Origin of the sequence: Haloferax sp. Atlit-48N (assembly GCF_003383015.2) — an archaeon.
In the GTDB taxonomy this organism is placed as follows: Archaea; Halobacteriota; Halobacteria; order Halobacteriales; family Haloferacaceae; genus Haloferax; species Haloferax volcanii.
The window spans coordinates 1,560,265-1,583,573 of record NZ_CP137689.1 but is presented as its reverse complement, the minus strand read 5'-3'; the positions used below and the strand labels follow the sequence as shown (position 1 = coordinate 1,583,573).

Here is a 23,309-nt window from a genome sequence, read left to right as displayed (position 1 = left end):
CCCGCTTTAGGCTCGCGTTCCCGTCAGCGACTCCAACAGCAGGACCGCCTCGGCTTTCGCCAGCGGGTCGTTCGCGTTTCCGCACTGCGGCGACTGCACGCAGGAGGGACAGCCGTCCTCGCAGTCGCAGTCCGAAATCAACTCGGCCGTCTGGCGCATCAGCCCCTCGACGATGTCGTAGCCGGCGCGCATGATGCCGACCCCGCCGGGGTGGCCGTCGTAGATGAAGATGGTCGACTGGTCGGTGTGGGCGTGGTACGGCGTCGAGAGCCCGCCGATGTCGCCGCGGTCACAGAGCAGTCGGAGCGGAAACAGCGAAATCATCCCGTGTTCGGCGGCGTGGATGCCGCCGTTGAAGCCGTAGTCGCGGCCCTCCGCGCGGTCGCTCGATAGCTCGCGCATCTCCGATTCCACGTCGCCGGGCACGGTGAAATACAGCGCCTTCGTCCGCAGGCTCGTCTCCGGGAGGTCGAGTAGCTGCTGGCCGATGGTCGTCCCCCGCTTCGGGTCGCGGCGCTCGAACCCCGTTATCTGCTTTCGCATCGTCACCTCCGCGAACCGGACCTCCACGTCGGACCGCGCCGACAGCGGTTTCGACAGGATGTCCCGCTCGACCGTGATGTGTTTGTCGTGGAGGACGCGGGTGTAGTAGTCCGCCCACGTCGGCCGGAGCCGGGCCACGTCGCGGTCCAAATCCAACTCCGCGACCTCGTACGTCTGGCCCTGATGGTGGTAGACCGCGCCGGGGTGGGCGTCCCGGAGCGCGTCGTCGAACGCCAGCGTGGCGATGGTCTCGTCGTTCCGCGAGTCCATCAGTTGCACCTCGCGGTCGGTGATGGTCCGGAGGCTCATCGCGTGCTGCGGGCTCTCGCCCCCGTCGTGGGTCCACCGGAGGCCGTCGTCCGTCTCCCGGCGCGCCAGCGTCCCGTCGGCTTCGAGGTCGGAGACGATACCGGGGAACGGCGCGCCGAACTTCGATTCGTCTTCCGTCGAGAGCCAGTTTTCCGCGGCCGCGCAGGCGACGTGTGAGGGGAGGAGATGGTCGTTTTCCGGGTCGGAGACGGCGCGTTCGGGGTCGCCGTCGAAGAACTCGGCGGGGTGGTTCATGAGGTACTGGTCGAGTTGGTCCTCGCCGCCGACGAGGACGACCAGTGCGGGCCTGTCGCCGCGGCCCGCCCGCCCGGCCTGTTGCCACGCGGACATCCTCGTGCCGGGGTAGCCGTCGATGAGCACCACGTCGAGGCCGCCCACGTCGACGCCGAGTTCGAGCGCGTTGGTGCTCCAGACGCCCGCGATGTCGCCGTCGTGGAGGCCGTCCTCTATCTCCCGTCGTCGGTCGTGGGTCAGCGAGGCCTGATACGCCGCCACCTCGCCCGCGAGGTCGTGTTCGCCGCGACTCCGGAGGTCGCTCGCGCTCTCGGAGGCGTACCGCTCGGCGGCCTGTCGGGCGCGGGTGAACGCCAGCGTCTGGTGGCCGCGCGCGACGAGGTCGACGAAGAGGTTCTTCGTCTCGACGTGGCCCGAGCGCCGCCGCCCCGACCCGCCGGCGTCGGGGTTCTCGTACTCCGGGGGGTTCCAGAGGAGCCAGTTGGTCTCGCCGGTCCCGCTCGTGTCCTCGTCCACGAGCGTAAAGGAGTCCTCCCGCTCGCCCGTGATGCGCGCGGCGTGTTCGACGGGGTTGCCGATGGTGGCCGAACAGCAGACGAACTGCGGGTCGGCCCCGAACCGCTCGCAGACGCGCTTGAGTCGGCGGATGAGCAGGGCGACGTGGCTCCCGAACACCCCGCGATAGCCGTGGACTTCGTCGATGACGACCGTCTCCAGCGAGGAGAAGAACCACTCCCACAGCCGGTGGGCGTGCGGGAGCAGCGCGTAGTGAACCATGTCGGGGTTCGAAAGCAGCACCGTCGGCATCCGCTTTCTCACCTCGCGTTTCTCCGATTTCGACAGCCGGCCGGTGTACTGGTCGACCGAGACGCGACTGCCGAAGCCGAGGCCGCGCGCGAGGTCCGACAGCGTGTCGAGTTGGTCGGCGACGAGCGCGTTCTGCGGGCCGAGATAGAGCGTCCGCCCGCCGTGGTCCATCGCCCGCTCGAACGCCGGCACGGTGTACGCGAGGCTCTTGCCGCTCGCGGTCCGCGTCGCCAACACGACGTTGTCCCCGTCGCGGACCGCCTCGACCGCCTCGGCCTGATGCCGGTAGAGCCGGTCGATGCCGCGGTCTTCGAGCGCCGACGCCAACCGCGGTTCGAGGTCCACGCCGGCGAACGCCGGCGCGCGCGCCTCGAACCGGCGGCGGGACCGAATCTGCCCCTCGTAGTACGGTCTGGTCCGAAGCCACTCGATGAGGTCGTCCACACGTCTACTGCGGACGTGGTCGCCCTAACGCTGTCGCAGGCCGTAACTGATAGCACACGGCACGCCCGCCGCGCCGTTTTTGTTCTTCGCGTCCCGACGGAAGATATGAACGAGTCCGCGGCCGCCGTGCTCATCTACGACGGCGAGTGCGCCTACTGTTCCGTCGCCGCGTCGGCGCTGAAGCGCCTCGACGACGTGGAAGCTATCTCGTGGTACGACGACGCGGCGCAGGCGTTTCTCGACGCCCAGTTCGCGGACGTGCCGTTCGCCATGGTCTTCGTCGACCGCCGGGAGGGGCGCGTGTACGCCGGCCGCGCCGCCGCCAAAGAACTCACCGACCGAGCCGGAATGCCCGGACTCCTCGGCAGTCTCGTCCGCGACAACTACGACAGAATCGCCAAGGTCGTCGGCGTCGCCAGCGGCCGCGGCCGCGACCCCGACGACGTCCACAGCGTCTACGACCTCGAACCCGACGCAGCCGCCCTGTTTGCGCCCCTCCTCGACAACGCCGAGCCACGACCCGCCGAACTTTCGTAGCCGGGGCGACGCACTCCGACCGATGACTGAACCGAACCACTCCACCGACGACGCGCCGACGATACACTCCCTCGACCCCGCTGCCCTCGGCACCGACGACGACCCGCTGGCGCTCGGCTCTCGGTCGCCCGTCGGAACCTACGCGCTCGTTTTCGACGCGCCCGAGGCGACCGTCGAGGTCGGCGCGCTGGGCGAACACCGCTTTCCGGCCGGTGCGTACGTCTACGTCGGGAGCGCGTTCGGAACCGGCGGCTTACGCCGCGTCCGCCGCCACCGGCGCGTCGCGGCCGGCGACCACGACGCCCGCCACTGGCACGTCGACTACCTCGGCGGCCATCCGGCCGTCGACCTCGCGCGCGTCGTCTGCCTCACCGACCGCGACGTGGAGTGTGCGGTCGCGACCGAACTCGCGTCGTCGCTCGGTTCGGCCCCAATCGACGGCTTCGGCTCGTCGGACTGTTCGTGCGACGCGCACCTCGCGCGCGGCGACTCGGTCGAGACGGTGACGCCGCTCGTCGAAGCAGCGTTTCGAAGCAAAATGTGAAGGGGAATGTCTTCCCCTTCTGACGTCCGAACCGGACCGGGCACCCCGGTTCGAACGATAAGCCGGTTGTCAGAGGCACCCCGGCGTACCTCCATACTCCGGCTACACGCTTTACTTCACCCATCGCATCACTCACTCAGTCAGTGATTTCGAGTATAAAAACGATTCGTTTGTTTATATGCTGATGGCGGGTTCTCCTGTGACTTAAGTAGTGACACGTTCATGCAGTTCGACATGGTTCGGTCCGAGGTCGCCGGGGTGTTCGACGTGCTCGCGTCGCGGGCCGACGTGCTCGAGGCCGTCGTTCGACAGTCTCGAACGACCGCGGAACTCGCGAGCGACCTCCCGGTGTCGCGGTCGACCGTCGACCGCGGCCTCCGCGAGCTAGAGCGCGCGGGCTTCGTCGAGACGCGCGACGCCGTCCACTACTCGACGCTCGCCGGCCGCATGGCGCTCGAAACGTACTCGCAGTTCGTCGAGTGCTTGGACGACATCGACGCCGCCGCCGCGGTGCTCGACGCGCTCGATTCGGACGCGCCGCTCGCGCCGGTGTTCCTCGACGGCTGCGAGGTCGTCCCCGTCGCCGACGGCGGCCCCGGGCCCGCGCTCTCGAAGCTCACGTCCTTCGTCGAGGAGGCGGAGTCGGTCCGCGGGTGCGTCCGGGGAGCGTTCCCCTCGCAGGTCGACGCCTACTATCGGGCCGTCGTCGACGACGGCACGCCGGTCGACATCGTCGCCACCGACGACGTGGTCCAACGCCTCGTCACCGCCTACCGACCGCAACTCGCCGAGGCGTGGTCGGTTGACTCTTTTTCGCTTCGGTCGACCGCGGCGCTTCCGTACGGCCTCGTCGTTTCGGACCTCCCGGATGGCCCCGTCGCGTTCCTGGTCGCGTACTCCGAGCGAGGTCTCGCGGGCGTCATCTACAACGACTCGCGGCCGGCGGTGTCGTGGGCCAGCCGGCGCATCGAAGACTGGCGGTCGGACGCCTCGCCGCTCCCCCGGCCGCCGGGCGACGAACCCTGACGACCCGCCGCCGGCAGCCGATGTTCCCGAGACCCCAACGACTTACGGGGGCGGCCGCGAAGGGGTCCCAATGACGGCAACGTTTCCTGGAATCCCCTATCTGGAGTGGATTGTCGACCGGGTGGACGAGGCCACCCACGACCTCGCGACGAGCGACCTCGGCTCCTCCCGGCGCGGTGACGACCTCGTCCCGCCGGTTCTCGCCGGTCGCTCAGACCCCGAAGACGCGACGCTCAGCGGTCAGCTCGCTGCGCGCTACGGCGTCTCCGAGTCGTCGGTCCTCGTCACCGCGGGCGCGACGAACGCGAACTTCCTCGCCGCCTGCGCGCTTCTCGAACTTGCGTCCGGCGACGACGAAGACGGCGACGACGACTCCGACGCCTCGCGCCCGCAGGTGCTCGTGGAAAAGCCCGGCTACCAGCCGCTCGTGGCCACGTCGGAGGCGCTCGGCGCGCGCGTCGACCGTTTCGTCCGGCCGCCGGAGTACGACTACGAACTCGAACCGCACCGCCTCGACGGGGCGTCGACCGACGACTTCGCCTACGCCATCGTCACTAACCGCCACAACCCGTCGGGGAAACTCACGCCGCGCGCCGAACTCGCCGAAGTCGCGTCGGCCGCGGCCGACGCCGGCGGTTACCTCCTCGTCGACGAGGTGTACGCGCCCTTCGTCGACCCCGCCGCCGACGGTCCCTTCGGCGGCACCACGGCGTCCGGCCTCGACAACACCGTCGTCACCGGGTCGCTGACGAAGTTCTACGGTCTCGGCGGCCTCCGCGTCGGCTGGATTATCGGCCCCGAGGAGGTCGTCGAGCGCGCCCGCTCGGCGTCGATGTACCTGCCCGCGGTCGCCGAGCCGAGCACCAAACTCGCCCGGCGCGCGCTCCACCACGGCGACGAGATAGAGGCCGCCGCCCGCGAACACCTCTCGGCCAACCACGACCTGCTGGCGACGTTCGTCGCTGACCGCGACGAACTCGACGGGCGCATCCACGCCGGCGGGACGTTCGCCTTCCTCGACCACGCCACTGCCGACGGCGACGCGGTCGTCGACGCCGCGTGGGACCGCGGCGTCCTCGTCGTTCCCGGCCGATTTTTCGACGCGCCGGAGTCGTTCCGCATCTCGCTGGGCGGCGACCCCGAGGCGATGGAAACCGGCCTCGAAGCCTTCGGTGACGCGCTCGACGACCTCGACGAGTAACGCGGCGTTTCTTACTGTTCGGTCTTCTCGATGAGCGGGTGTTGGAGGTAGTCGTTGACCTCCACGTCAGCGAGCGACCGGAGGCCCCCGACGCGAGCCATCCGGCGCAGGCCCAACTCGTCGACGTCCTCCGGCGAGACCGTGAGCACGTGCGCGAGCATCCGGTCGATATCGAGTCGCCTCGCGGCCATCGCCCGGTGGTGACCGTCGACGAGCAGCGTCTCGGAGCCGTGAGAGACGACGATGAGCGGCTCCGCGAGCCCGTTTTGGAGTTCGTACTTCCGGCCTTCGAGCTCGTCGCCGTACACCTCCCGCTGGGTCGGAATCAGCGAGCCGACCTCGACTTCCCGCTCGCCGACGCCGATGGACGTGTCGTGGGTCCGTTCGAGCATCTCGCGGGTGCTCTGGACCTTCGAGGGCGTCGTCCGCTCGATTTGGCTCCGCACCGCGTCGCCGTTCGAAAACAGGCCGAGCAGCACTCGGTCGTCGTCGACGACGGGCAGGAACTGGTGGCCGGTGCGGAAGATGACGCGCGCGGCGTTCTTCACCGTCATCTCCGGGCGGACGACCACGAGGTCGCGGCTCATCACCGACTCGACACGCACGTCGCCGTGGACTTCCAAGAGGTCTATCGCGCCGACGAACCCGAGGAGGTGGTCTTCGTCGTCGACGACCGGGAGCCCGCCGTACTGCGGTCCCGCTTTGAGTCGGTCGACCACGTCCGTGACCCACGCGTCGGGCCCGACCGTCTCCACGCCGGTCGTCATGTACGCGTCGACGCGCACGTCGTCGAGTTCCATCGGTGTCATGGCTGGTTCCCTCGCATCTCGGTCGTTCCGCGGTTGGCCGCCGAGCGTCCTAAACGTATCTGCGGCGAAAAACGAGGGAAGACCGCGACCCGCGTCGCGTCCGAGTCGGGCCCGCAGTGCCGCGCCGTCGGAGCGTCGCCTACGCGTCGCCTACGCGTCGATGGCGCGCGCGAGCACCTCGACGGGGTGCGGCGGGTCGTCGGTCGCGCCGTCCATGTCTTCGAGTTGCGTCCGACACGACGCGCCGGGGGCGACGACCACGTCGCCGGGGCTCTCGGCCACTTGGCCTTCGAGGATGTCCCCGATGGCCTTCGACATGGAGTAGTGTTCGGCCTCGTAGCCGAACGACCCGGACATCCCGCAGCACGTCGAGTCCAGCGGGTCCACCTCGAAGCCGGCGCGGCGGAGGACGCCCACCGCGTGGTGGTCCTTCTTCGTGGACTTCTGGTGGCAGTGGCCGTGGTACGTCAGGGAGTCGTCCTGCGGGCGGAACGACAGCGACTCGTCCAGCCGGAACGCGTCGACGTACTCCATGACGCCGTAGGCGTTGGCCGAAACGGCCTCCACGTCGTCGCCGGAGAGCAGGTCGAGGTAGTCCGACTGGAACATCACCGCGTCGGAGGGCTCACAGAGGACGATGTCCCAGCCCTCTTCGACGGACGGTGCGAGCGCCTCGACGTTCTGCTCGGCGTCGGCGCGGGCCTTGTCGAGAAAGCCCTTCGAGTGCGGCGGCCGGCCGGAGCCGGCGACGCCGTCCGGAATCCGGACGTGGACGTTTGCGGCCTCCAGCACCGCCACGGCGGCCTTGCCGACCTCGAGGTGGTTGTAGTTCGTGTAGGTGTCGGGGAACAACAGCGCCTTGCGGTCGGCCTCGGCCTTCGGGACGCCGGCTCCTCCGCGGCTCTCGAACCAGTCGACGAAGCTCGTCGAGTGGAACGTCGGGAGCGAGCGCTCCTTGGCGATACCGACGGTCTTCTCCATGACCGTCCGCGCGCCCGGAACTTTCGTCGCCGCGTTGGCGAGCGGGGCGAACGCCGACCCGAGTTTGGAAAGCGAGTCGATGTTGGCGAACAGTTTGTCGCGGAGGCTGGAGCCGTTGCGCTGGTGGTACTCGTGGACGACCTCGGCTTTCATCTTCGCCATGTCGACCTCGCTCGGGCAGTCCTTCGAACAGCCCTTACAGCCGACACAGAGGTCGAGCACCTCGTCGACGAACTCGTCGGTGAACATCTCGTCTTCCGGGAGCCCGCCGCTCATGGCCTGCCGGAGCATGTTGGCGCGGCCGCGAGTCGCCTGAATCTCCTCTTCGGCGGCGCGGAACGTCGGGCACATGACCCCGCCGACCGTGGACTGCTGGCCGCGACAGCCGGCACAGCCGTGGCAGAGTTCGACCATGCCCTCGAACCCGTTGTCGTTGTCCCAGTTCAGCGCCGGTTCGAAGCCGGCGTCGAACTCGTAGTCGGGCGAAAACCGGAGGTTCTCGGTCATGTCGTAGTCGCCGCAGATGTTCCCCGGATTCAGGAGCCAGTCGGGGTCGAACGCGGTCTTGAGGTCGCGGAAGACGTTCCAGAGGTGGTCGCCGTACAGCTTGCGGTTCCACTGGGTCCGCGCGCGGCCGTCGCCGTGTTCGCCCGAGACGGAGCCGCCGTACTTGACGACCAAGTCCGTCACCTCGTCGGCGATGGCCTCGAACGTCTCGACGCCCTCGGCGGTCTTCGTGTTGACCAGCGGGCGGATGTGCAGGACGCCCGGCCCCGCGTGGGCGTAGTACGACGCGAAGGTGTCGTGTTCGTCGAGGATGTCTTGGAAGTCAGAGACGTACGCCGGAAGGTTCTCGGCGGGGATGGCAGTGTCCTCGATGTACGCGATGTGCTTCTCGTCGGTCGTCCGCGAGAGGAGAATCGGCAGCCCCGACTTGCGCATCTTCCAGAACTTCGCGCGGGTGTCGGCGTCGTGGGCCTCCATGAAGTCGGTCGCGCGGCGTTCCGTTTCGGTCACCGAGGCCGAGCCCTCGTCGGGGGTGAACTCGGTCCCGTCGGGGTCGATGACGCGGTCTTCGATGAGGTTCGCCACCTTCTGTTTGCCCGCCTCGTCGGAGTCGGCGTAGAACTCCACGAGGAGCGTCGAGTCCGTCCCCTCGGGGAGCATCCCGACCACGTCCGCGAACTCGGCGGTGTCCCGAGCGAGGTCGAGCAGCACGTCGTCCATCACCTCGACGGCCGCGGGTTCGTGTTCGAGGATGGGCGCGACGTCGTGCATCGCGTCGATGACGTCGTCGTAGGTGAGAAGCGCCACCGACGCGGTGTTCGGAATCTCCTCCAGCGAGACGGTCGCCTTCGTCACGATGCCGAGGGTGCCCTCGCTCCCGGCGATGAGCCGACCGAGGTTGACGCGGCCGGCCTCCCAGTCCTCGTCGATGCCGGTATCGTCCGGCGTGCGGCGCTCGCCGCGCATCTCGTCGACGAGCATGTCGAGGTTGTAGCCCGAGACGTTGCGCTTCAGGTCGGGGAAGCGCTCGGAAATCTCGTCGGCCTCCTCGTCGAGTATCCGCGCGACTTCGGCGTAAACGCGCGCTTCGAGGTCGCCGTCGGGGTCGCCGGACTCGCGGAGTTCGTCGACGCTCACTTCTCCGAACGTCGTCACCGTGCCGTCCGCGAGGACGAGTTCCAACTCCTCGATGTAGTAGTCGGTCTTGCCGTACTTCAGCGAGTGCGAGCCGGTGGAGTTGTTGCCGATTGCGCCGCCGAGTGCGGAGCGGTCGCCCCACGCCGGGTCTGGCGCGAACTTCAGGCCGTGGGGGGCGAGCTCCTCGTTGAGTTCGCCGAGGCGGACGCCCGCTTCGGCCGTGGCCGTCCGCGCTTCGGGGTCGATTTCCTCGACGCCGCCCATGTGGCGGACGAGGTCGAGGACGACGGCCTCGTTGACGGTCTGGCCGGCGAGGCTCGTGCCGCCGCCGCGGGGGAGGACGGGAATCTCGCGGTCGGCGCAGTACTCCATCACCGCCGCCACGTCGGCCGTCGAGGTCGGCATGACGACGCCGATGGGGACTTGCTCGTAGGCCGACGCGTCGGTCGCGTACAGCGTTCTCGTGTAGGTGTCGAAGCGCACGTCGCCCTCGACGAGGGATTCGAGGTCTTCGACCAGCCCCGGCCGCTCGACGTCGTCGCTGACGTAGTCATAATCGCCAGCGAGCGCGGGGTCGGTGGCCGGTTCGTGCGTGTTGGATGCCATTGATTAGCTCTGTCGTATGTCGGTTTGCGTGAACGGATAAAGACACCCGGTGACGGGCGTCGCTCCGGGTCGCGCGCGGGTGGTTTTCGAGTCGATTCGCGGCCCGAATCGAGTCGAGTCGGGCCGAGGCAAGTCGGCCCGAGTCACGTCTGGTCGGTTCGGACCGAGGTAGCTCAGCCGAACCGAGTCAGGTCGGGCCGGGTCGAAAGCGCCGACCGGTCAGAACACGCCCGGGAACAGCACGTAGCTGAACAGGAGCGTGAGGACGCCGGTCGCGGTCCCGTAGTACAGAAGCGGGATGAGTTCGAGGCGGATGACGCGGCCCTCCTCGCCGACGAGGCCGACGACCGCGAGCGCGGCGACGACGTTGTGGACGGCGATGAGGTTGCCGATGGCCCCGCCGACCGCCTGCGCGCCCAGCATGACGGTCTTCGGCGTGCCGATTTGGTCGGCGACGCCGTACTGGAAGGTGCCGAACAGGATGTCGGAGACGGTGTTCGACCCCGCGAGGAACGCGCCGAACGCGCCCACGAAGGCGGCGAAGAACGGGTAGACGCCGCCCGCGATGCCGGCCATGCCCTCCGAGAGGACGATGAGCATGCTGTCGGTGCCCGTGGCGTTCCCCGACTGGAGCATGATTTGGACGGTCGCGACCGCGAACAACAGCGCGACGACCGCCGGAGTGACTTTCTCGACGGTCTCCGCCCACGTCGCTTTGACCTGTCTCGCGTCCATGTCGTGGAGGCCGATGGTGACGGCGTGGACCACGAGGAACACCGCGCCGGGCAGGTAGAGCAGTTGGAAGTCGCCGGCCAACTCCGTACCCCAGATGTCCGCGTACTCGAAGACGAGATTCGACGTGAGGAAGCTCGTCAGCGGGTCGAACACGCGGGTGACGACGAGGAGCGCCGCGACGAGGACGTACGGCGTCCACGCCTTCCACAGCGACATCTGCTGGACGGCTCCGCCGTCGGCGGCGACCGCGCCGCCGCGCTGGCTCGTCTCGCCGGGTTGGATGTCACCGACCCAGTGGTCTGGCCACTCGGTCTGCGGCGCGAAGTCCCACTCCTCGTCGGGGTGGAAGAAGCCGGCTTTGAGCGCGGAGACGGTGAGGAGCAGTCCGACCATCGCGCCGACGAGGCCGGGGAACACCGGGCCGAGGAAGTAGGCCGTCAGGAAGTACGGCACCGAGAAGGACGCCCACGCGAACAGCGTGAGGGGCAGCACTTCGAGCGCCGGCTTGATGGAGCGCTCCTCGCCGAAGAAGCGCGTCATCATGGCGACGCCGATGAAGGGGAGCACGACGCCGACGACGACGTGGTTCATCGCCGCGAAGACGGCGATTTCGGAGACCCACTGTTCGACGCCCATGCCCTGCGCGTCGAGCGCGTTCGTGATGACCGGCACGTCGTCGAAGATGTCTATCATCCCGATGATGAGGGGCGTGCCGACCGCGCCGAAGGTGATGGCCATGAGGTTCCCCGTCAGCGCGACGACGACGGCCGCGAGCGGCGGGAAGCCGAGGCCCACGAGAAGCGGGCCGACGATTGCCGCGGGCGTGCCGAAGCCGGCGGCCGCCTCGATGAACGAGCCCATGAGGAACACGAGCAGGACGACCTGTACGCGGCGGTCCTCGCTGATGGAGGCGAAGCCGTTGTTGATGGCGTCGAACGCGCCCGTCTGCTTGAGCGTGTACAGGAGCAGAATCGCGCCGAAGACGATGTACAGGATGTTCGAGGCGGTGATGAAGCCGTTGATGGTCGAGGCGATAATCCACTGCGGCGTCATGCCCCAGCCGAGGACGCCGGCTCCGATTGCGACGACCCACGCGACGGGCATCGCCCGCGTCGCGGGCCAGTACCGCCCGACCATCAGATAGGCGATGGTGATGAGCGGGAGCAGTGCGATGAGCGCGTTCGTCGCGCTAACCATGCCGCACACCTCCGCAGTTCGTTCCAGCCTGTGCCGTTCCAGATTCGTGCCTGATGCGGTGCATCGTGGCATCCGCTACACAACTTTTGTGATATATATCTATCGTTCGTCGCTATTCATGGCATATCGGTTGGGGCCGCCTTACTCGGAGTACACAACCCGGTACACTCGTGGATATTCGGACAAATACGCGGTTAAACGCCGAATCCGTGTTCTACATGGTCTATCCTGTCGGTTCGCGTTCGGAGTCGATTTTGGGAAACCGATTCTCGAAATAGCCACTACATACGTGTTTCACGGTTACAACACACGAATGAACTGGTAATTCACTCGTGTGTAAAGGCTTATGCAGTCGTGTGAAAAGGGATTCTCATGGGCGATGAGTCTCGCGCGCGCTCTCGGAACGAGCACGGACAGTACGTGGGACGCATCTCGCTGGACGCCGTCTTGGAGGTGTTCGAGGCGCGCGACGACGCCGCTCGCCCCCTGACCGCCACCGACGTGATGGAGGCGCTCGACTGCTCGCGGCGTACCGCGCACAACAAACTGAACGAACTCGAAGCACGCGGCGACCTCGCGACCCGGAAAGTCGGCGCTCGGAGCCGGGTGTTCTGGATTCCGATGCCCGCCCGCGGGGAGCCGACTGCGGGGCGGGCCGCCGACTCGACTGACTCGGCTTCGACCGCCGAAACCGCGGCCACGGACGAGGTGGAGGCCGACGGTTCTGACGACCTCGACCACCCGCCCGCCGTCTCGTCGGCCATCGAGCGCGCCGACCTGCCGGGGAGCGGCCCGATGCTCGACGCTCGCCGCGAGGCGCTGTCGGCGGCGTACCAGTACCTCACCGACCACCCGGAGGCGAAGAAGGCGGATTTCCTGCGGGACGTGTACCACGACTACCCCGCCGGCTTCGAGTCCGCCGAGGGCTGGTGGAACGCGATTCAGCCGGCGCTCAAGCAACTGCCCGGCGTCGACCCGCCGGAAGAGCGCGGCCACATCTGGCACTTCCTCGGCGGGTAGTCCGGTTTTCGAACGCGACAGCCACCCTACGAATTTATACACCATCGGGCCACAATTCCGGCAAACGCATCGATGTCAAGCGATTCGCCGTCCGATAGTGTCGTTCCGGGGGGTCTCGTCTCGTGAGCGACGGTCGCCCCGGTTCCGACGCCGACGGGTCCGCGCGGTCGGACGCGCTCGACGACTCGGACGACTCGGACGAGTCTAACACGCACCCCTCGGCGTCCGCGCCCTCGACGGAGCCGAGCGTCGCCGGCGGCGACGACGTCTACGCCTCCGAAGTCGAGGGAAAACAGTACCGCGGGACGTGGTATCTCCCGCTTCGCTACGAGGAGTTGGAGGAGTCCGACGACTCGGACGACTACCCCGAATCGGGCGAAGGCGGGTCGTTCCGCCTCGCTGACCTCCCGCGCGTCCCGCGGGTCGGCCACGTCGTCGGCCCCTCGGCCATCATGCTCGGGGCGTCGCTCGGGAGCGGCGAGACGCTCTTTTGGCCGGTGTTGACCGCGCAGTACGGTTGGGCGGTGTTCTGGGCGTTCGTCGTCGGCGTCTTCACGCAGTTCCTCATCAACACGGAGCTTCAGCGCTGGACGCTCGCCACCGGCGAGAGCATCTTCCGCGCGTTCGCACGCGTGGGGTCGTACTGGCCGTGGGCGTTCCTCGTCGGCGGGCTCATCAGCCTCGGCTGGCCCGGGTGGGCCGCCGGCGCGGCGCAGGTCGCCACGACGGCGCTCGGACTCGACGGGACGGTGGCGCTGTTCGGCGCGTCGCTCGCGACGTGGAAACTCGTCGCCGCCGCCCTCATGGGCGTCATCTGGCTCTCGTACCAGGTGTCGTCGGTCATGTACAACGCCGTCGAGGTGTTCCAAATCGGCCTCCTGTTCGTCGCCATCGGCGCGGCCCTGCTCCTCGTCGCCGTTACCGGCTCGTGGGTCGAGTTCGCTGACCTCCCCGCGGCCGCGGGGTCGGTCGGAACGCTCCCCGAGGGGCTGGACATCGCGGTCTTCCTCGGCGGCCTCGCCTTCGCCGGCGCGGGCGGCTATCTGAACCTCTCCCAGAGCCTCTGGATGCGGGAGAAGGGCTACGGCATGGGCAACTATCAGGGGCGCGTGAAGAACCCGCTCCGCGGCGACGACCCCGAACCCATCGAGCGCGACGGCTTCGCGTTCCGCCCGACGCTAACGAACCTCCGCCGCTGGCGCGGCTGGTGGCGCGTCGTTCAACTCGAACACCTGCTCACGTTCGCGTTCGGCCTGCTCCTCGTCGCCCCCGCGCTGATGAGCGTCGCCATGCGCTACGCCTCGGGGTCGACCGCCAACGCCATCCAGATGTGGCTCGGCGACGTCGTCCCGCTTTTAGGCCCGGTCGGCTCGTTTCTCGTCTTCGCCGTCCTCTTCGTCGCGCTGTTTACCACCGAGTACGCCATCGTCGAGTCGTTCGTCCGCAACAGCGCCGACGCCCTCTACGAGTCCTACGGCCGCGAGGCCGGCTGGGACCTCCCGAAACTGTTCTGGCGGCTCCTCACCGCTTTCTGCGTCTGGGGCGTCGTCATCATCCTCCTGTTTAGCTCGCCGTTCGAGGGCCAAGAGCCGTTTTTCTTCCTCGTCGTCGGGGCCGCGATGTCCGGTGTGATGATGTGGCCCTACACCGCGCTCGTCCTCGTGATGAACACGACGCGGCTCCCCGAACACGTCCAGCCCGGCTGGGCGCGCGTCGTCGGCATGTGGTGGGCGACGGGCTTCTACGGCTACTTCAGCGTCCTCCTCATCGGGACGTGGCTCAACGGCCTCGGGGTCGCGACGTTCCGAACGGTCCCGACGGTCATCGGGAGCGGGACCGGCGGCTACCTCCTCTGGGCGGGCTACTTCGCCGTGCAGGCCTACGCGGTGGCGAAGTCCGCCGCCGGAAAGCGCGAGGCGGCCGGCACGGTCGCCGACGCGGACGAGGCGGTCGGCCGGTTCTCCTGACTCCTATCCTTCATAATTAACCGACAGCGTGGTGCTCGAACCCGAAGAACGATTATGTAGAACGCGCTAGCTCAACGTATGTCAACCGGCACGGTTGCGACGTTCGAGGACTCGCTCGAACGACTCGAAGTAGGCTGGACACACGCGTCGCCCGACGGGCTGGCGGACGTACTCGAAGAACGCTGTCCGGAGCCGGCCGTCGGCGTGGAACTCCCGTACGACGGCGTCGACCTCCCCGACTGGGTGAACACCGACCCGACCCCCGCGGACCTCCGGGAGGCGAACGCGGGCGTCACGGCGGCCGGTCTGGGCATCGCGGACTACGGGAGCGTCGTCGTGCAGGGCACGCCCGACGGCATCGAACCCGTGAGCCTGTTCGGCGACCTCCACATCGCCGTTCTCCGGCGGTCGGACATCGTCCCCGGAATGCCCGAGGCGTTCGACTGGCTGGGCGAGGAGTTCCGCACGGGCCACTCCTCGGCCATCATCGCCACCGGTCCCAGCGCCACCGCCGACATGGGCGCGCTGGTGAAAGGAGCGCACGGCCCGAAGGACGTCCACGTGGTGATTCTCGATGAGTAAGGCGCGCGAGGCCAAGGCGGCGAAGATTCGACAGCTGATGGAGACCGAGGGCGACGCCGTCGGCACGAGCACCCGCGGGTTCAACGAGGGCCGCTACGAGTCGGTCCGGTCGCTCGACGACTACGAGGGGCTGAAGTCCGAAGCGCGGGCCATCAAGGAAGACGCCATCGAACGCCTCCCCGAACTCATCGACCAACTGCGCGAGACGGTCGAATCCAACGGCGGCACGCTCTACATCGCCGACGACGCGGCCGACGCGAATCGGTACGTCCGCGAGGTCTGCGAGGACAAGGAGGCCGAACGCGTCGTCAAGTCGAAGTCGATGACATCCGAGGAAATCGAGGTCAACGAGGACCTCGAAGCCGCCGACATCGACGTGGTCGAGACCGACCTCGGCGAGTGGGTCTTGCAGGTCGCAGACGAGTCGCCGTCGCACATCGTCGCGCCCGCCATCCACAAGTCGCGGGAGGCCATCGCCGACCTGTTCAACGAGACGTTCGAGCCCGACGAGCCCCTCGAAACCGCGGAGGAACTCACCATGTTCGCCCGCGAACAGCTCGGCGACCTCATCGAGGGCGCGGACGTGGGGATGACCGGCGCGAACTTCATCACCGCCGACACCGGCACGATGGCGCTCGTCACCTCCGAGGGCAACGCCCGGAAGACGGCCGTCGTCCCCGACACGCACGTCGCGGTCGCCGGCGTCGAGAAGGTCATCCCGACCGTCGAGGACCTCCGGCCCTTCGTCGAACTCATCGGCAAGTCGGGGACGGGTCAGGACATCACCTCCTACATCTCGCTTCTGACGCCGCCGGTCGAGTCGCCAACCGTCGATTTCGACGCCCCCGACACGCCGCTTTCGGAGACCGAGACGGACCGCGACTTCCACCTCGTCCTCATCGACAACGGGCGGTTCGACATGCGCGAGGACGACCAACTCCGCGAGACGCTCTACTGCATCCGGTGTTCGGCGTGTTCCAACGTCTGCGCCAACTTCCAGCACGTCGGCGGCCACGCCTTCGGCGGCGAGACCTACTCCGGCGGCATCGGCACCGGCTGGGAGGCCGGCGTCGAGGGCCTCGACAGCGCCGCCGAGTTCAACGACCTCTGTACCGGTTGTAGCCGGTGCACCACCGCCTGTCCGGTCGAAATCGATATTCCGTGGATTAACACGGTCGTCCGCGACCGGGTCAACCGCGGCGAGGTGTCCGAACTCGACTGGCTCGTCGAGGGGCTCACCCCCGACGAGGAGCCCGGCGGCGTCAGCCTCCAGAAGCGCTTCTTCGGCAACTTCGAGACGGCCGCGAAGGTCGGGAGCTTCTTCGCCCCGGTCTCCAACTGGGCCGCCGGCCTCGGCGTCTCTCGGGACCTCATGGAGCGGTTCCTCGGCATCGACGCCCGCCGCGAACTCCCCGAATTCCAGCGCGAGACGCTGAAAGACTGGTTCGAGAGCCGCACCTCGCGTGTCGACGACCCGGTCCGCACCGCCGTGCTCTACCCCGACGTGTACACGAATCACGTGCAGGTCGAACGCGGGAAGGCCGCCGTCCGCGCCCTCGAAGCCCTCGGCGTCGACGTCGTCGTCCCCGACGTTCGCTCGTCGGGCCGCGCGCCGCTCTCGCAGGGCATGATTGCGACCGCGGAGGACCACGCTCACGACGTGTACGCCGGCCTCGCGGAGCACATCGACGACGGCCGCGACATCGTCGTCATCGAGCCCTCTGACCTGGCGATGTTCCAAAGCGAGTACGAGAAGTTCCTCCCCGAGAAGTCCTTCGAGCGCATCTCCGAGGCCAGCTACGAGGTCATGGAGTACGTCTTCGGCCTGCTGGACAACGGCGCTGACGCCGACGCGCTGTCGGCGGGCGCGGGCGAGGAAATCGCCTACCACAGCCACTGCCAGCAGCGCACGCTCGGCCTCGAAGGCCACACCGAGGCCGTCCTCTCGGACCTCGGCTACGACGTCGCCACCTCCGACGTGGAGTGCTGCGGCATGGCCGGCTCGTTCGGCTACAAATCCGAGTACTACGAACTCAGCGTCGATGTCGGCTCCGAGCTACGGGGACAGTTCCAGACCGACGAGAACAGAGACCGCACCGTGGTCGCCAGCGGCACCTCCTGTCTCGAACAGCTCGATTCGCTCCTCAGCCGACCGACGCAACACCCGATTCAACTGGTCGCGCCGCGGCGGTAACGCGCCCCGTCTCGACCCCGGTCTCGGCCGTCGGCCGCGACGCCCTTTCCCCCGTCTTCTCAACCGACCAACACGTCTTCGTCCGGTGATTTCTCGCCGGCGTCGGACGCCCGTCTGCCGCGCGTCTGCGCCCCGACTCGCGGGCTACGAACAATTAAGACCCGGCATCCCATGTTGGCGGATATGGACGGGACGCCCGAAGAGATTACGACGCTCGTAGGCCGAGAGGTCTACTCGAACAACGGTGTGTTCGTCGGCGAGGTCGAAGACGTCCGCCTCGACTTGGACCACGAGACGGTCACCGGCCTCGCGCTGACGGCGCTGAACGACGAACTGTTCCGTAACCAGATCGAACCCGGGAAGGGCGTTCTCATCCCGTATCGGTGGGTCCGCGCCGTCGGCGACGTCATCCTCATCAACGACGTCATCGAACGCCTGAAGAACCCAGAAGAAGACGAAGAGTCGCTGGTCGCCTGACGTTCTAACTCCCGTTTCCGCTCTCGCTGCCCTCGACGCCCATCGCACGGAAGAGCTTGCGCTTCACCGCCTCTTCGGTGAGCTGCAAGAGCGTGTCGCGGTTGTCGTCGTTGGACTCGATGCCCGTGAAGATGCCGAGCGGAATCTCGACCGACCCCTGCGTGGAGTGGCCGCCGGCCTCACCGATGCCGGTGAAGGCGTCGCTCAGAATCTTCCCGATGTTCATGCGGATGTCCTTCGACCGCGCCGCGAGGTAGATGGTGTCGTCGGCGATGCCGAACACCGCCGTCGTGGTGATGCCCTCCAGATTGAGGAGGTGCTGGGCCGCCTGCGTCAGCGCGTCGCGGTCGCGGATGAACCCCGCGTTCGAGACGAGATGCGAGCCCTGTACGTCGCGGTTCTGGATGGCCTCGGCGAGCACGTCCAGCGTCTCCGGCGACATCGACGGCGACTCCACTTTCTCCAGGGTATCGTGGTCAGCGAAGGGGTAGAGATACGCCGCCGCGGTCAGGTCGGCGGGCGTCGTGTCGCGCTTGAAGTCGAGCGTCTCGGCGCGAATCCCGTAGAGGAGCGCCGTGGCGACCGCCTGCGACGGGCTGAGGTCGAACTCCTGGATGTACTTCGTCAGAATCGTCGAGGTCGACGAGACGTTCGGTCGCACGTCGGTAAAGCGGGCGTCGATGCCGTCGTCGGGTTCGAAGTGGTCGATAAAGACCGTGATGTCGGCGTCGCCGAGGTCGGGCATTCCCGACTTCATGTGGTCGACGAGCGCGACCGCGCCGTACTCTTGGAGCGGCTTCGAGTCACTCCGCGGGGTGAGTTCGATGCCGAGGATGTTCACGAACGCCCGGTTCTCCTGATGGCCCATATCGCCCGAGTAGAGGATGTCGGCCTCGACGTCGTACTCGCGGGCGATGGCTTGGAGGGCGACCGCCGAGGCGAGCGAGTCGGGGTCGGGGTTGTCGTGGGTGAGGATTGCCATCCCGTGGTCGGTGTCGCGCAGGATATCGGCCAGTTGGCGGGCCTTGTATTCGAGTTCGCCGGACTCGACGCTTCGGAGCGCGGAGTCCGCGATGACCTCGGAGGGGTTGATGACCACGTCGGCACCGAGCTTCGTCAGTTCGTCCTCGGAGACGGGGTCCGAAGCGCGGACGACGATGAACTGGTCTTCGTCGCGGTCGCGGATGGTCGAGACGGCGGCCTTGTTGGCCTCGACGTCCGACGAGAGGATGAGAATCACGTCGCGTCCGACGACGGCGTCGGCGAGCTCCGGGTCGGCGATGTCCGTGGTCTGCGCGTTCAAATCCTGGTCGCGCAGGGCTTCGACGCGGCTTTCGTCCTTGTCGAGGATGAGGACGTCTTTTCCCTCGTCTGTCAGTTCCTCGGCGACCGCGTGCCCGACGCTCCCGCAGCCGAGTATCGCGTACGTAGACATCGAGGAAATGCTGACCCCTGCACTCATCGTTGCCCGCTACTCCGGTCGGCCGACACTTAACACCCACCGTTTGTTCGTTGTTTCTTGCGTGTGCGTCCCTGCCGTCGTCGTGCAGAAAGGAAAGTCATTTTACCTACCGGCAGCTACGAGAGATTGCAAGGGCCGGTAGCTCAGTTAGGCAGAGCGTCTGACTCTTAATCAGACGGTCGCGTGTTCAAATCGCGTCCGGCCCACTACCTTTCCGATGGAACCACAGCCTCCAGAGAGCGGCTGATGTCTCACTGAGTGCTCTCGTAGACCGTGCGATTTGAACTAGGGAGCGAAGCGAACGAAGTGAGCGGAGCGAGTGGGGTTCAAATCGCGTCCGGCCCACTACCTTCCTTCCAGACCAACTTCGGCAGTCGAGACGCCGCTTCGACCGTTCGTATCGGATAGCCGACTCGCTTACACCCTCGGGTGTTTTATGCCCCGCTCCGAACGCTACCGACTATGAACCAGAGCGACAGGACCGAACTGGTCCTCGTCTTCATCACGCTTCTCGTCGCCATCGTCTTCGGCCTGGCCATGGGCATCGGGGACCGCTTCGACGCCGACCGGTTCGTCGCCGCGCTCACCCCGGACCTCGGGGTGTTGTTCGGGGCCGATGTCGTCGCGGGCGCGGTGCTCGTGGCGCTCTTCGGCGGTCTCGCGGTCGGTGCGAAACTGCTGTTCGACTCCTGACTACCGCCCGAGCGCGACCCACGAGTTCCCGCGGCCCGGCGACGGCGCGAGTCGAAGCGGGAACTCCGACTCGGTCGTCGCCGAGGCGAGTCGCTCCCGCAGGCCCGAACTCGCACACGCCACCACGGTTCGCAGTTCTCCGGTTTCGACCACCCGAACGGTCATCGCGCCGTGGTCGTTCATCTCCCGCTCGACGCGGACGAGGCGCGTCTCCGCACCTCTCGCCGCCGTCTTTCCACCCACCAGCTCCATGGTAACATATCTCTCGTCGTGAATGATAAAGCTCACCGCCGTTATTCGCGGGGGCTTTAGGCCGTCCGCGGCGACGGCCGGTTCCGGAACTTCTTTTCGCCGGTTGGCCGCACACAGCCCATGGACCGCACCCGTCTCAGATTCTGGACGTTGTATCTCACTCGGTTCGCCGGGGGGTTCGGCTTCATCACGCTCGTCACCCTCCTCCCGAAGTACATCAACGAACTCGACCCGGGTGCGGTCGCCGTCCCCGAACTCGCGCTCGGCGGGCTCGCGCTCGGCGGGTTCTCCCTCTCTCGTGGCTTCGTCATCGGGATGTTCACCACCGGCTTCACGCTCGCCCAGACCGTCGCCGTCGTGCCCTTGTCGTGGGCCGGCGACCGCTACGACAAACGCCTCGTGCTCGCGGGGACGGTCGGCCTCGGCGCGGTCGTCTACGCCGCGTTCCCGCTCGTCGACTCCAATCTCTCGTTTATCCTCGCGCGGGCCGCACAGGGCGTCGCCGTCACCGGCGCGGGGCTGATGTCGCTCGCGCTCGTCGGCGAACTCGCCCGCGAGGGAACGCGCGCGAACCACATCGGGAAGGCGAACGCCGCCCGCTTCGCGGCCTCCATCCTCGGCAGCGTCAGCGCCGGTACCCTCTACGACCTGTTCGGCTTCACGCCCATCTTCATCGTCATCACGATTCTCCTGACCACCGCCGTCGTCGCCATCTGGGTGTTTCTCCCGCCGGACGAGACCCGCATTCGCGGCTTTCCGTTCACGGACCTCGCGCTCAACGAGCGCATCCTGACGATGGCGACGTTCCGCGTCCAGTACGCCGTCGCCGTCACCCTCGTTCGGACGTGGGTTCCCATCTACGCCGGCGTGTCGGCGGCCTCCGGCGGTCTCGCCTACGGCGGCATCGCCGTCGCCGCGACCGTCGTCGCCGAGAAGTTCACCAACATGCTCTGCCAGCCCTACACCGGCCGCATCTCCGACGGCTACGGCCGCGCGCGGTTCGTCTTCGTCGGCGGCGGCCTCTACGGCCTCATCGCGCTCGCCGTCCCCTTCTCGCCCGCGGTCGGCGAGGCGCTCGCGCTCCCCGCGGCGTTCCCCGTCCTCGGCCCGCTCTCGCCCGCGTTCCTCCCGCTCGTCGGCCTCGCGGGTCTGCTCGGCGTCGCCGACAGCCTCCGCGAACCGGCCAGCATGGCGCTGTTCGCCGACGAGGGCTCCGGCGGCGCGGGCGTCGCCAGTAGCTTCGGTATCCGCGAACTCCTCTGGCGACCCGGCAGCGTCGTCGCGCCCCTCCTCGGCGGCTACCTCATGGCCGAAGTCGGCATGGAGTGGGTGTTCTTCGTCGGCGGCGCGACGGCCATCACCGGCGTCCTCGCCTTCCTCGCGGCCCTGACGTGGTCCCACGGGACCGACGCGCTCACGGCGTGGTAGGACTTCGTGCGTTTTGTATCGTGGTATCTGATTTATTCTGTCCCGGCCGGACTTCTCCCCGCCCGTTCCCACTCCCCAATAGGCGGGCCTAGGGTCATTATCGTGTCACTCGTATCACACGGTATGGACCACCTCGAAACCCCGGCGGTACACCGGTTGCTCACTTCGCCCGCCGGCCGACTGTTGACCTCGCGCCCGTTCGAGGCGTTCAAGACCCGCTCGCTCCCCCGCGAGTTCGGCGTCGTCCGCGCTCGCGCCGCGGCCGACGTGGCGCTCTCGGAGGGCCCGGAAGCGTTCCTCCGCGAGGTCGGCGCGCCGCCCGCGCCGCACCTCCACGACCGAATCGAACGCGCCCTCGCGCGGTACGCCCGCCTCCGCGGCGCGTACGACGAGACGATGGACCGCTGGGAGCGCGTCTTCTGGGGCGACGGCGAGTCGACGCCCGACGAGCGCGTCGCCGTCGAGCGAGAGCGCCGCGAGGTGTCGGAACGGCGGGCCAAACCGACCGACATCTTCGGCTTCCTCTCGAAGGAACACCTCGTACCGCCGGTGAAGTTCGAGACACCCCCGCCCGAGGACGCGCGGACCCGCTGGCACCACGAACTCGCTGAACCCGAGCGGCTCTACGGCTTCGTCGAGTCCAGCGCGGCCGAGGAGTTCCCTCGCGTCGAGCGCTCCGCGACCGTCCGCGGGCCGGGAACCGTCGAGTACCTGCTTCGCTTCCGGTCGCCCTCGCCGCACCTCAGCGACCGGGCGACCGCGCGGGTGTACGAACCCGTCGACATCGACGCCAACACAGACGGCGACGTCGACCTGCCGACGCTCGTCTTCCACTCCGGCTGGGGGATGTTCGACGACCAACTCACCTACTGGCCCGAAGAGGAGTCTGTCGCCCGCGCGCTCGCCCCGGAGGGCTACCGGGTCATCCTCCCCGACGCGCCGTGGCACGGCCGCCGCGAGCTACTCGGTCGATACAGCGGCGAGCCCTACATCGCCCGCGCGCCAGTCGGCCTGTTCACGCTCTACTCGGCGGCCGCGCTGGAGACCGCCGTCCTCATCGACTGGGCGCGGACCGAGGGCGCGCCGGCTGTCGGCGTCGGCGGCGTCAGCCTCGGCGGGACCGTCGCGCTCCACGTCGGCGGCCGGTGCGGCGACTGGCCCGAGTCGATGCGCCCCGACCTGCTGTTCCCCGTGGGAATGCCCGGCGCAATCGACCAGACGCTCCTCGCGGGCGGCCTCACGAAACTGCTCGACATCGACGACGCGCTCGACGCGGCCGGCTGGACCGGCGCGGCGCTCCACGAGTTCGCGCCGCTGTTGAATCCACCCAAAACGCCGTGTCTCGCGCCCGAACGCGTCTTCTCGTTCGTCGGCAGTCGCGACGAGATGGCTCCCGCCTCGACGGCCCGCGCGCTCCTCGACGAGTGGGGCGTCCCGCGGCCGAACCGCCGCGAGTGGGACTGCGGACATTTCGGCGTGCTCGCACACCTCATCAGGGACGAATCGTTCCGAACGACGGTCCGGCGAGAGTTGGACGCGGCGGCGCGGGACCGCCGAAACAGAGAATCAGTTACCGCCTGAGCCGACTGCCGGACC

At 67.8% G+C, this 23,309-nt stretch carries 18 protein-coding genes and 1 tRNA gene; 13 read left to right on the top strand and 6 right to left on the bottom strand.

Translation table 11 applies throughout. From position 1 onward, the window contains the following. Positions 1 to 6: 6 nt before the first annotated feature. A complete protein-coding gene (locus DEQ67_RS08545; RefSeq protein ID WP_115891224.1) occupies positions 7 to 2,358 on the bottom strand; it encodes a DEAD/DEAH box helicase in 2,352 nt (783 codons plus the stop codon). A 105-nt stretch (positions 2,359 to 2,463) separates the two neighbouring features. On the opposite strand from DEQ67_RS08545, the gene DEQ67_RS08540 reads away from it, so the two are divergent. The 4 genes from DEQ67_RS08540 to DEQ67_RS08525 all read left to right on the top strand — a co-directional run bounded on the left by DEQ67_RS08540 (position 2,464) and on the right by DEQ67_RS08525 (position 5,666). After that, entirely contained in the window at positions 2,464 to 2,895 is a 432-nt protein-coding gene (locus DEQ67_RS08540; RefSeq protein ID WP_006600215.1) for a DCC1-like thiol-disulfide oxidoreductase family protein, read from the top strand. Positions 2,896 to 2,917: 22 nt separating this feature from the next. Continuing rightward, positions 2,918 to 3,439, top strand: coding sequence for a GIY-YIG nuclease family protein (locus tag DEQ67_RS08535; RefSeq protein ID WP_006600216.1), 522 nt, complete (start codon positions 2,918 to 2,920; stop codon positions 3,437 to 3,439). Positions 3,440 to 3,661: 222 nt separating this feature from the next. After that, positions 3,662 to 4,465, top strand: a complete 804-nt coding sequence (locus DEQ67_RS08530; protein ID WP_115891225.1) for a helix-turn-helix transcriptional regulator — start codon at positions 3,662 to 3,664, stop codon at positions 4,463 to 4,465. 70 nt (positions 4,466 to 4,535) lie between these two features. Continuing rightward, a complete protein-coding gene (locus DEQ67_RS08525) occupies positions 4,536 to 5,666 on the top strand; it encodes a pyridoxal phosphate-dependent aminotransferase (RefSeq protein ID WP_115802691.1) in 1,131 nt (376 codons plus the stop codon). 11 nt (positions 5,667 to 5,677) lie between these two features. Here DEQ67_RS08525 and DEQ67_RS08520 read toward each other — a convergent pair whose 3' ends face one another. The 3 genes from DEQ67_RS08520 to DEQ67_RS08510 all read right to left on the bottom strand — a co-directional run bounded on the left by DEQ67_RS08520 (position 5,678) and on the right by DEQ67_RS08510 (position 11,638). Continuing rightward, positions 5,678 to 6,466: a CBS domain-containing protein gene (locus DEQ67_RS08520; protein ID WP_004041587.1), complete on the bottom strand. Its 789-nt coding sequence runs from the start codon at positions 6,464 to 6,466 to the stop codon at positions 5,678 to 5,680. Between the two features lie 159 nt (positions 6,467 to 6,625). After that, the gene (locus DEQ67_RS08515) at positions 6,626 to 9,706 is read right to left on the bottom strand and encodes an FAD-binding and (Fe-S)-binding domain-containing protein (protein ID WP_115891226.1); all 3,081 of its coding nucleotides are present in this window, start codon (positions 9,704 to 9,706) and stop codon (positions 6,626 to 6,628) included. A 219-nt stretch (positions 9,707 to 9,925) separates the two neighbouring features. Then, the gene (locus DEQ67_RS08510; protein ID WP_115802689.1) at positions 9,926 to 11,638 is read right to left on the bottom strand and encodes an L-lactate permease; all 1,713 of its coding nucleotides are present in this window, start codon (positions 11,636 to 11,638) and stop codon (positions 9,926 to 9,928) included. A gap of 372 nt (positions 11,639 to 12,010) precedes the next feature. Here DEQ67_RS08510 and DEQ67_RS08505 point away from each other — a divergent pair, with 372 nt between their 5' ends. The 5 genes from DEQ67_RS08505 to DEQ67_RS08485 all read left to right on the top strand — a co-directional run bounded on the left by DEQ67_RS08505 (position 12,011) and on the right by DEQ67_RS08485 (position 17,878). Beyond that, the gene (locus DEQ67_RS08505; protein WP_115802688.1) at positions 12,011 to 12,658 is read left to right on the top strand and encodes a helix-turn-helix domain-containing protein; all 648 of its coding nucleotides are present in this window, start codon (positions 12,011 to 12,013) and stop codon (positions 12,656 to 12,658) included. A gap of 122 nt (positions 12,659 to 12,780) precedes the next feature. Next, positions 12,781 to 14,625 (top strand): Nramp family divalent metal transporter, encoded by a 1,845-nt coding sequence (locus DEQ67_RS08500; RefSeq protein WP_115802687.1) that lies wholly within the window; start codon positions 12,781 to 12,783, stop codon positions 14,623 to 14,625. A 78-nt stretch (positions 14,626 to 14,703) separates the two neighbouring features. Further along, a complete protein-coding gene (locus DEQ67_RS08495) occupies positions 14,704 to 15,207 on the top strand; it encodes a LutC/YkgG family protein (protein ID WP_115802686.1) in 504 nt (167 codons plus the stop codon). Beyond that, positions 15,200 to 17,401: an LUD domain-containing protein gene (locus tag DEQ67_RS08490; RefSeq protein ID WP_115802685.1), complete on the top strand. Its 2,202-nt coding sequence runs from the start codon at positions 15,200 to 15,202 to the stop codon at positions 17,399 to 17,401. Before DEQ67_RS08495 ends, DEQ67_RS08490 begins: the two co-directional genes overlap by 8 nt. A 183-nt stretch (positions 17,402 to 17,584) precedes the next feature. Further along, positions 17,585 to 17,878, top strand: coding sequence for a PRC-barrel domain-containing protein (locus tag DEQ67_RS08485; RefSeq protein ID WP_004041580.1), 294 nt, complete (start codon positions 17,585 to 17,587; stop codon positions 17,876 to 17,878). Positions 17,879 to 17,882: 4 nt separating this feature from the next. On the opposite strand, the gene DEQ67_RS08480 is transcribed toward DEQ67_RS08485, so the two are convergent. Further along, positions 17,883 to 19,340, bottom strand: a complete 1,458-nt coding sequence (locus DEQ67_RS08480; RefSeq protein WP_004041579.1) for a DHH family phosphoesterase — start codon at positions 19,338 to 19,340, stop codon at positions 17,883 to 17,885. Between the two features lie 132 nt (positions 19,341 to 19,472). Between DEQ67_RS08480 and DEQ67_RS08475 the strand changes: the two genes are divergently transcribed. Together DEQ67_RS08475 and DEQ67_RS08470 are read left to right on the top strand one after the other, a co-directional pair. Further along, positions 19,473 to 19,546, top strand: a tRNA-Lys gene (locus DEQ67_RS08475). Positions 19,547 to 19,802: 256 nt separating this feature from the next. Next, entirely contained in the window at positions 19,803 to 20,033 is a 231-nt protein-coding gene (locus tag DEQ67_RS08470; protein ID WP_115802684.1) for a hypothetical protein, read from the top strand. Here DEQ67_RS08470 and DEQ67_RS08465 read toward each other — a convergent pair whose 3' ends face one another. Then, positions 20,034 to 20,285, bottom strand: a complete 252-nt coding sequence (locus DEQ67_RS08465; RefSeq protein WP_115859757.1) for a hypothetical protein — start codon at positions 20,283 to 20,285, stop codon at positions 20,034 to 20,036. 120 nt (positions 20,286 to 20,405) lie between these two features. On the opposite strand from DEQ67_RS08465, the gene DEQ67_RS08460 reads away from it, so the two are divergent. Together DEQ67_RS08460 and DEQ67_RS08455 are read left to right on the top strand one after the other, a co-directional pair. Continuing rightward, on the top strand, positions 20,406 to 21,713 hold the full coding sequence (locus DEQ67_RS08460; protein ID WP_115859758.1) for an MFS transporter: 1,308 nt from the start codon (positions 20,406 to 20,408) through the stop codon (positions 21,711 to 21,713). Between the two features lie 123 nt (positions 21,714 to 21,836). Further along, positions 21,837 to 23,294, top strand: coding sequence for an alpha/beta hydrolase family protein (locus DEQ67_RS08455; protein WP_115859760.1), 1,458 nt, complete (start codon positions 21,837 to 21,839; stop codon positions 23,292 to 23,294). The last annotated feature ends 15 nt before the right edge of the window (positions 23,295 to 23,309 follow it).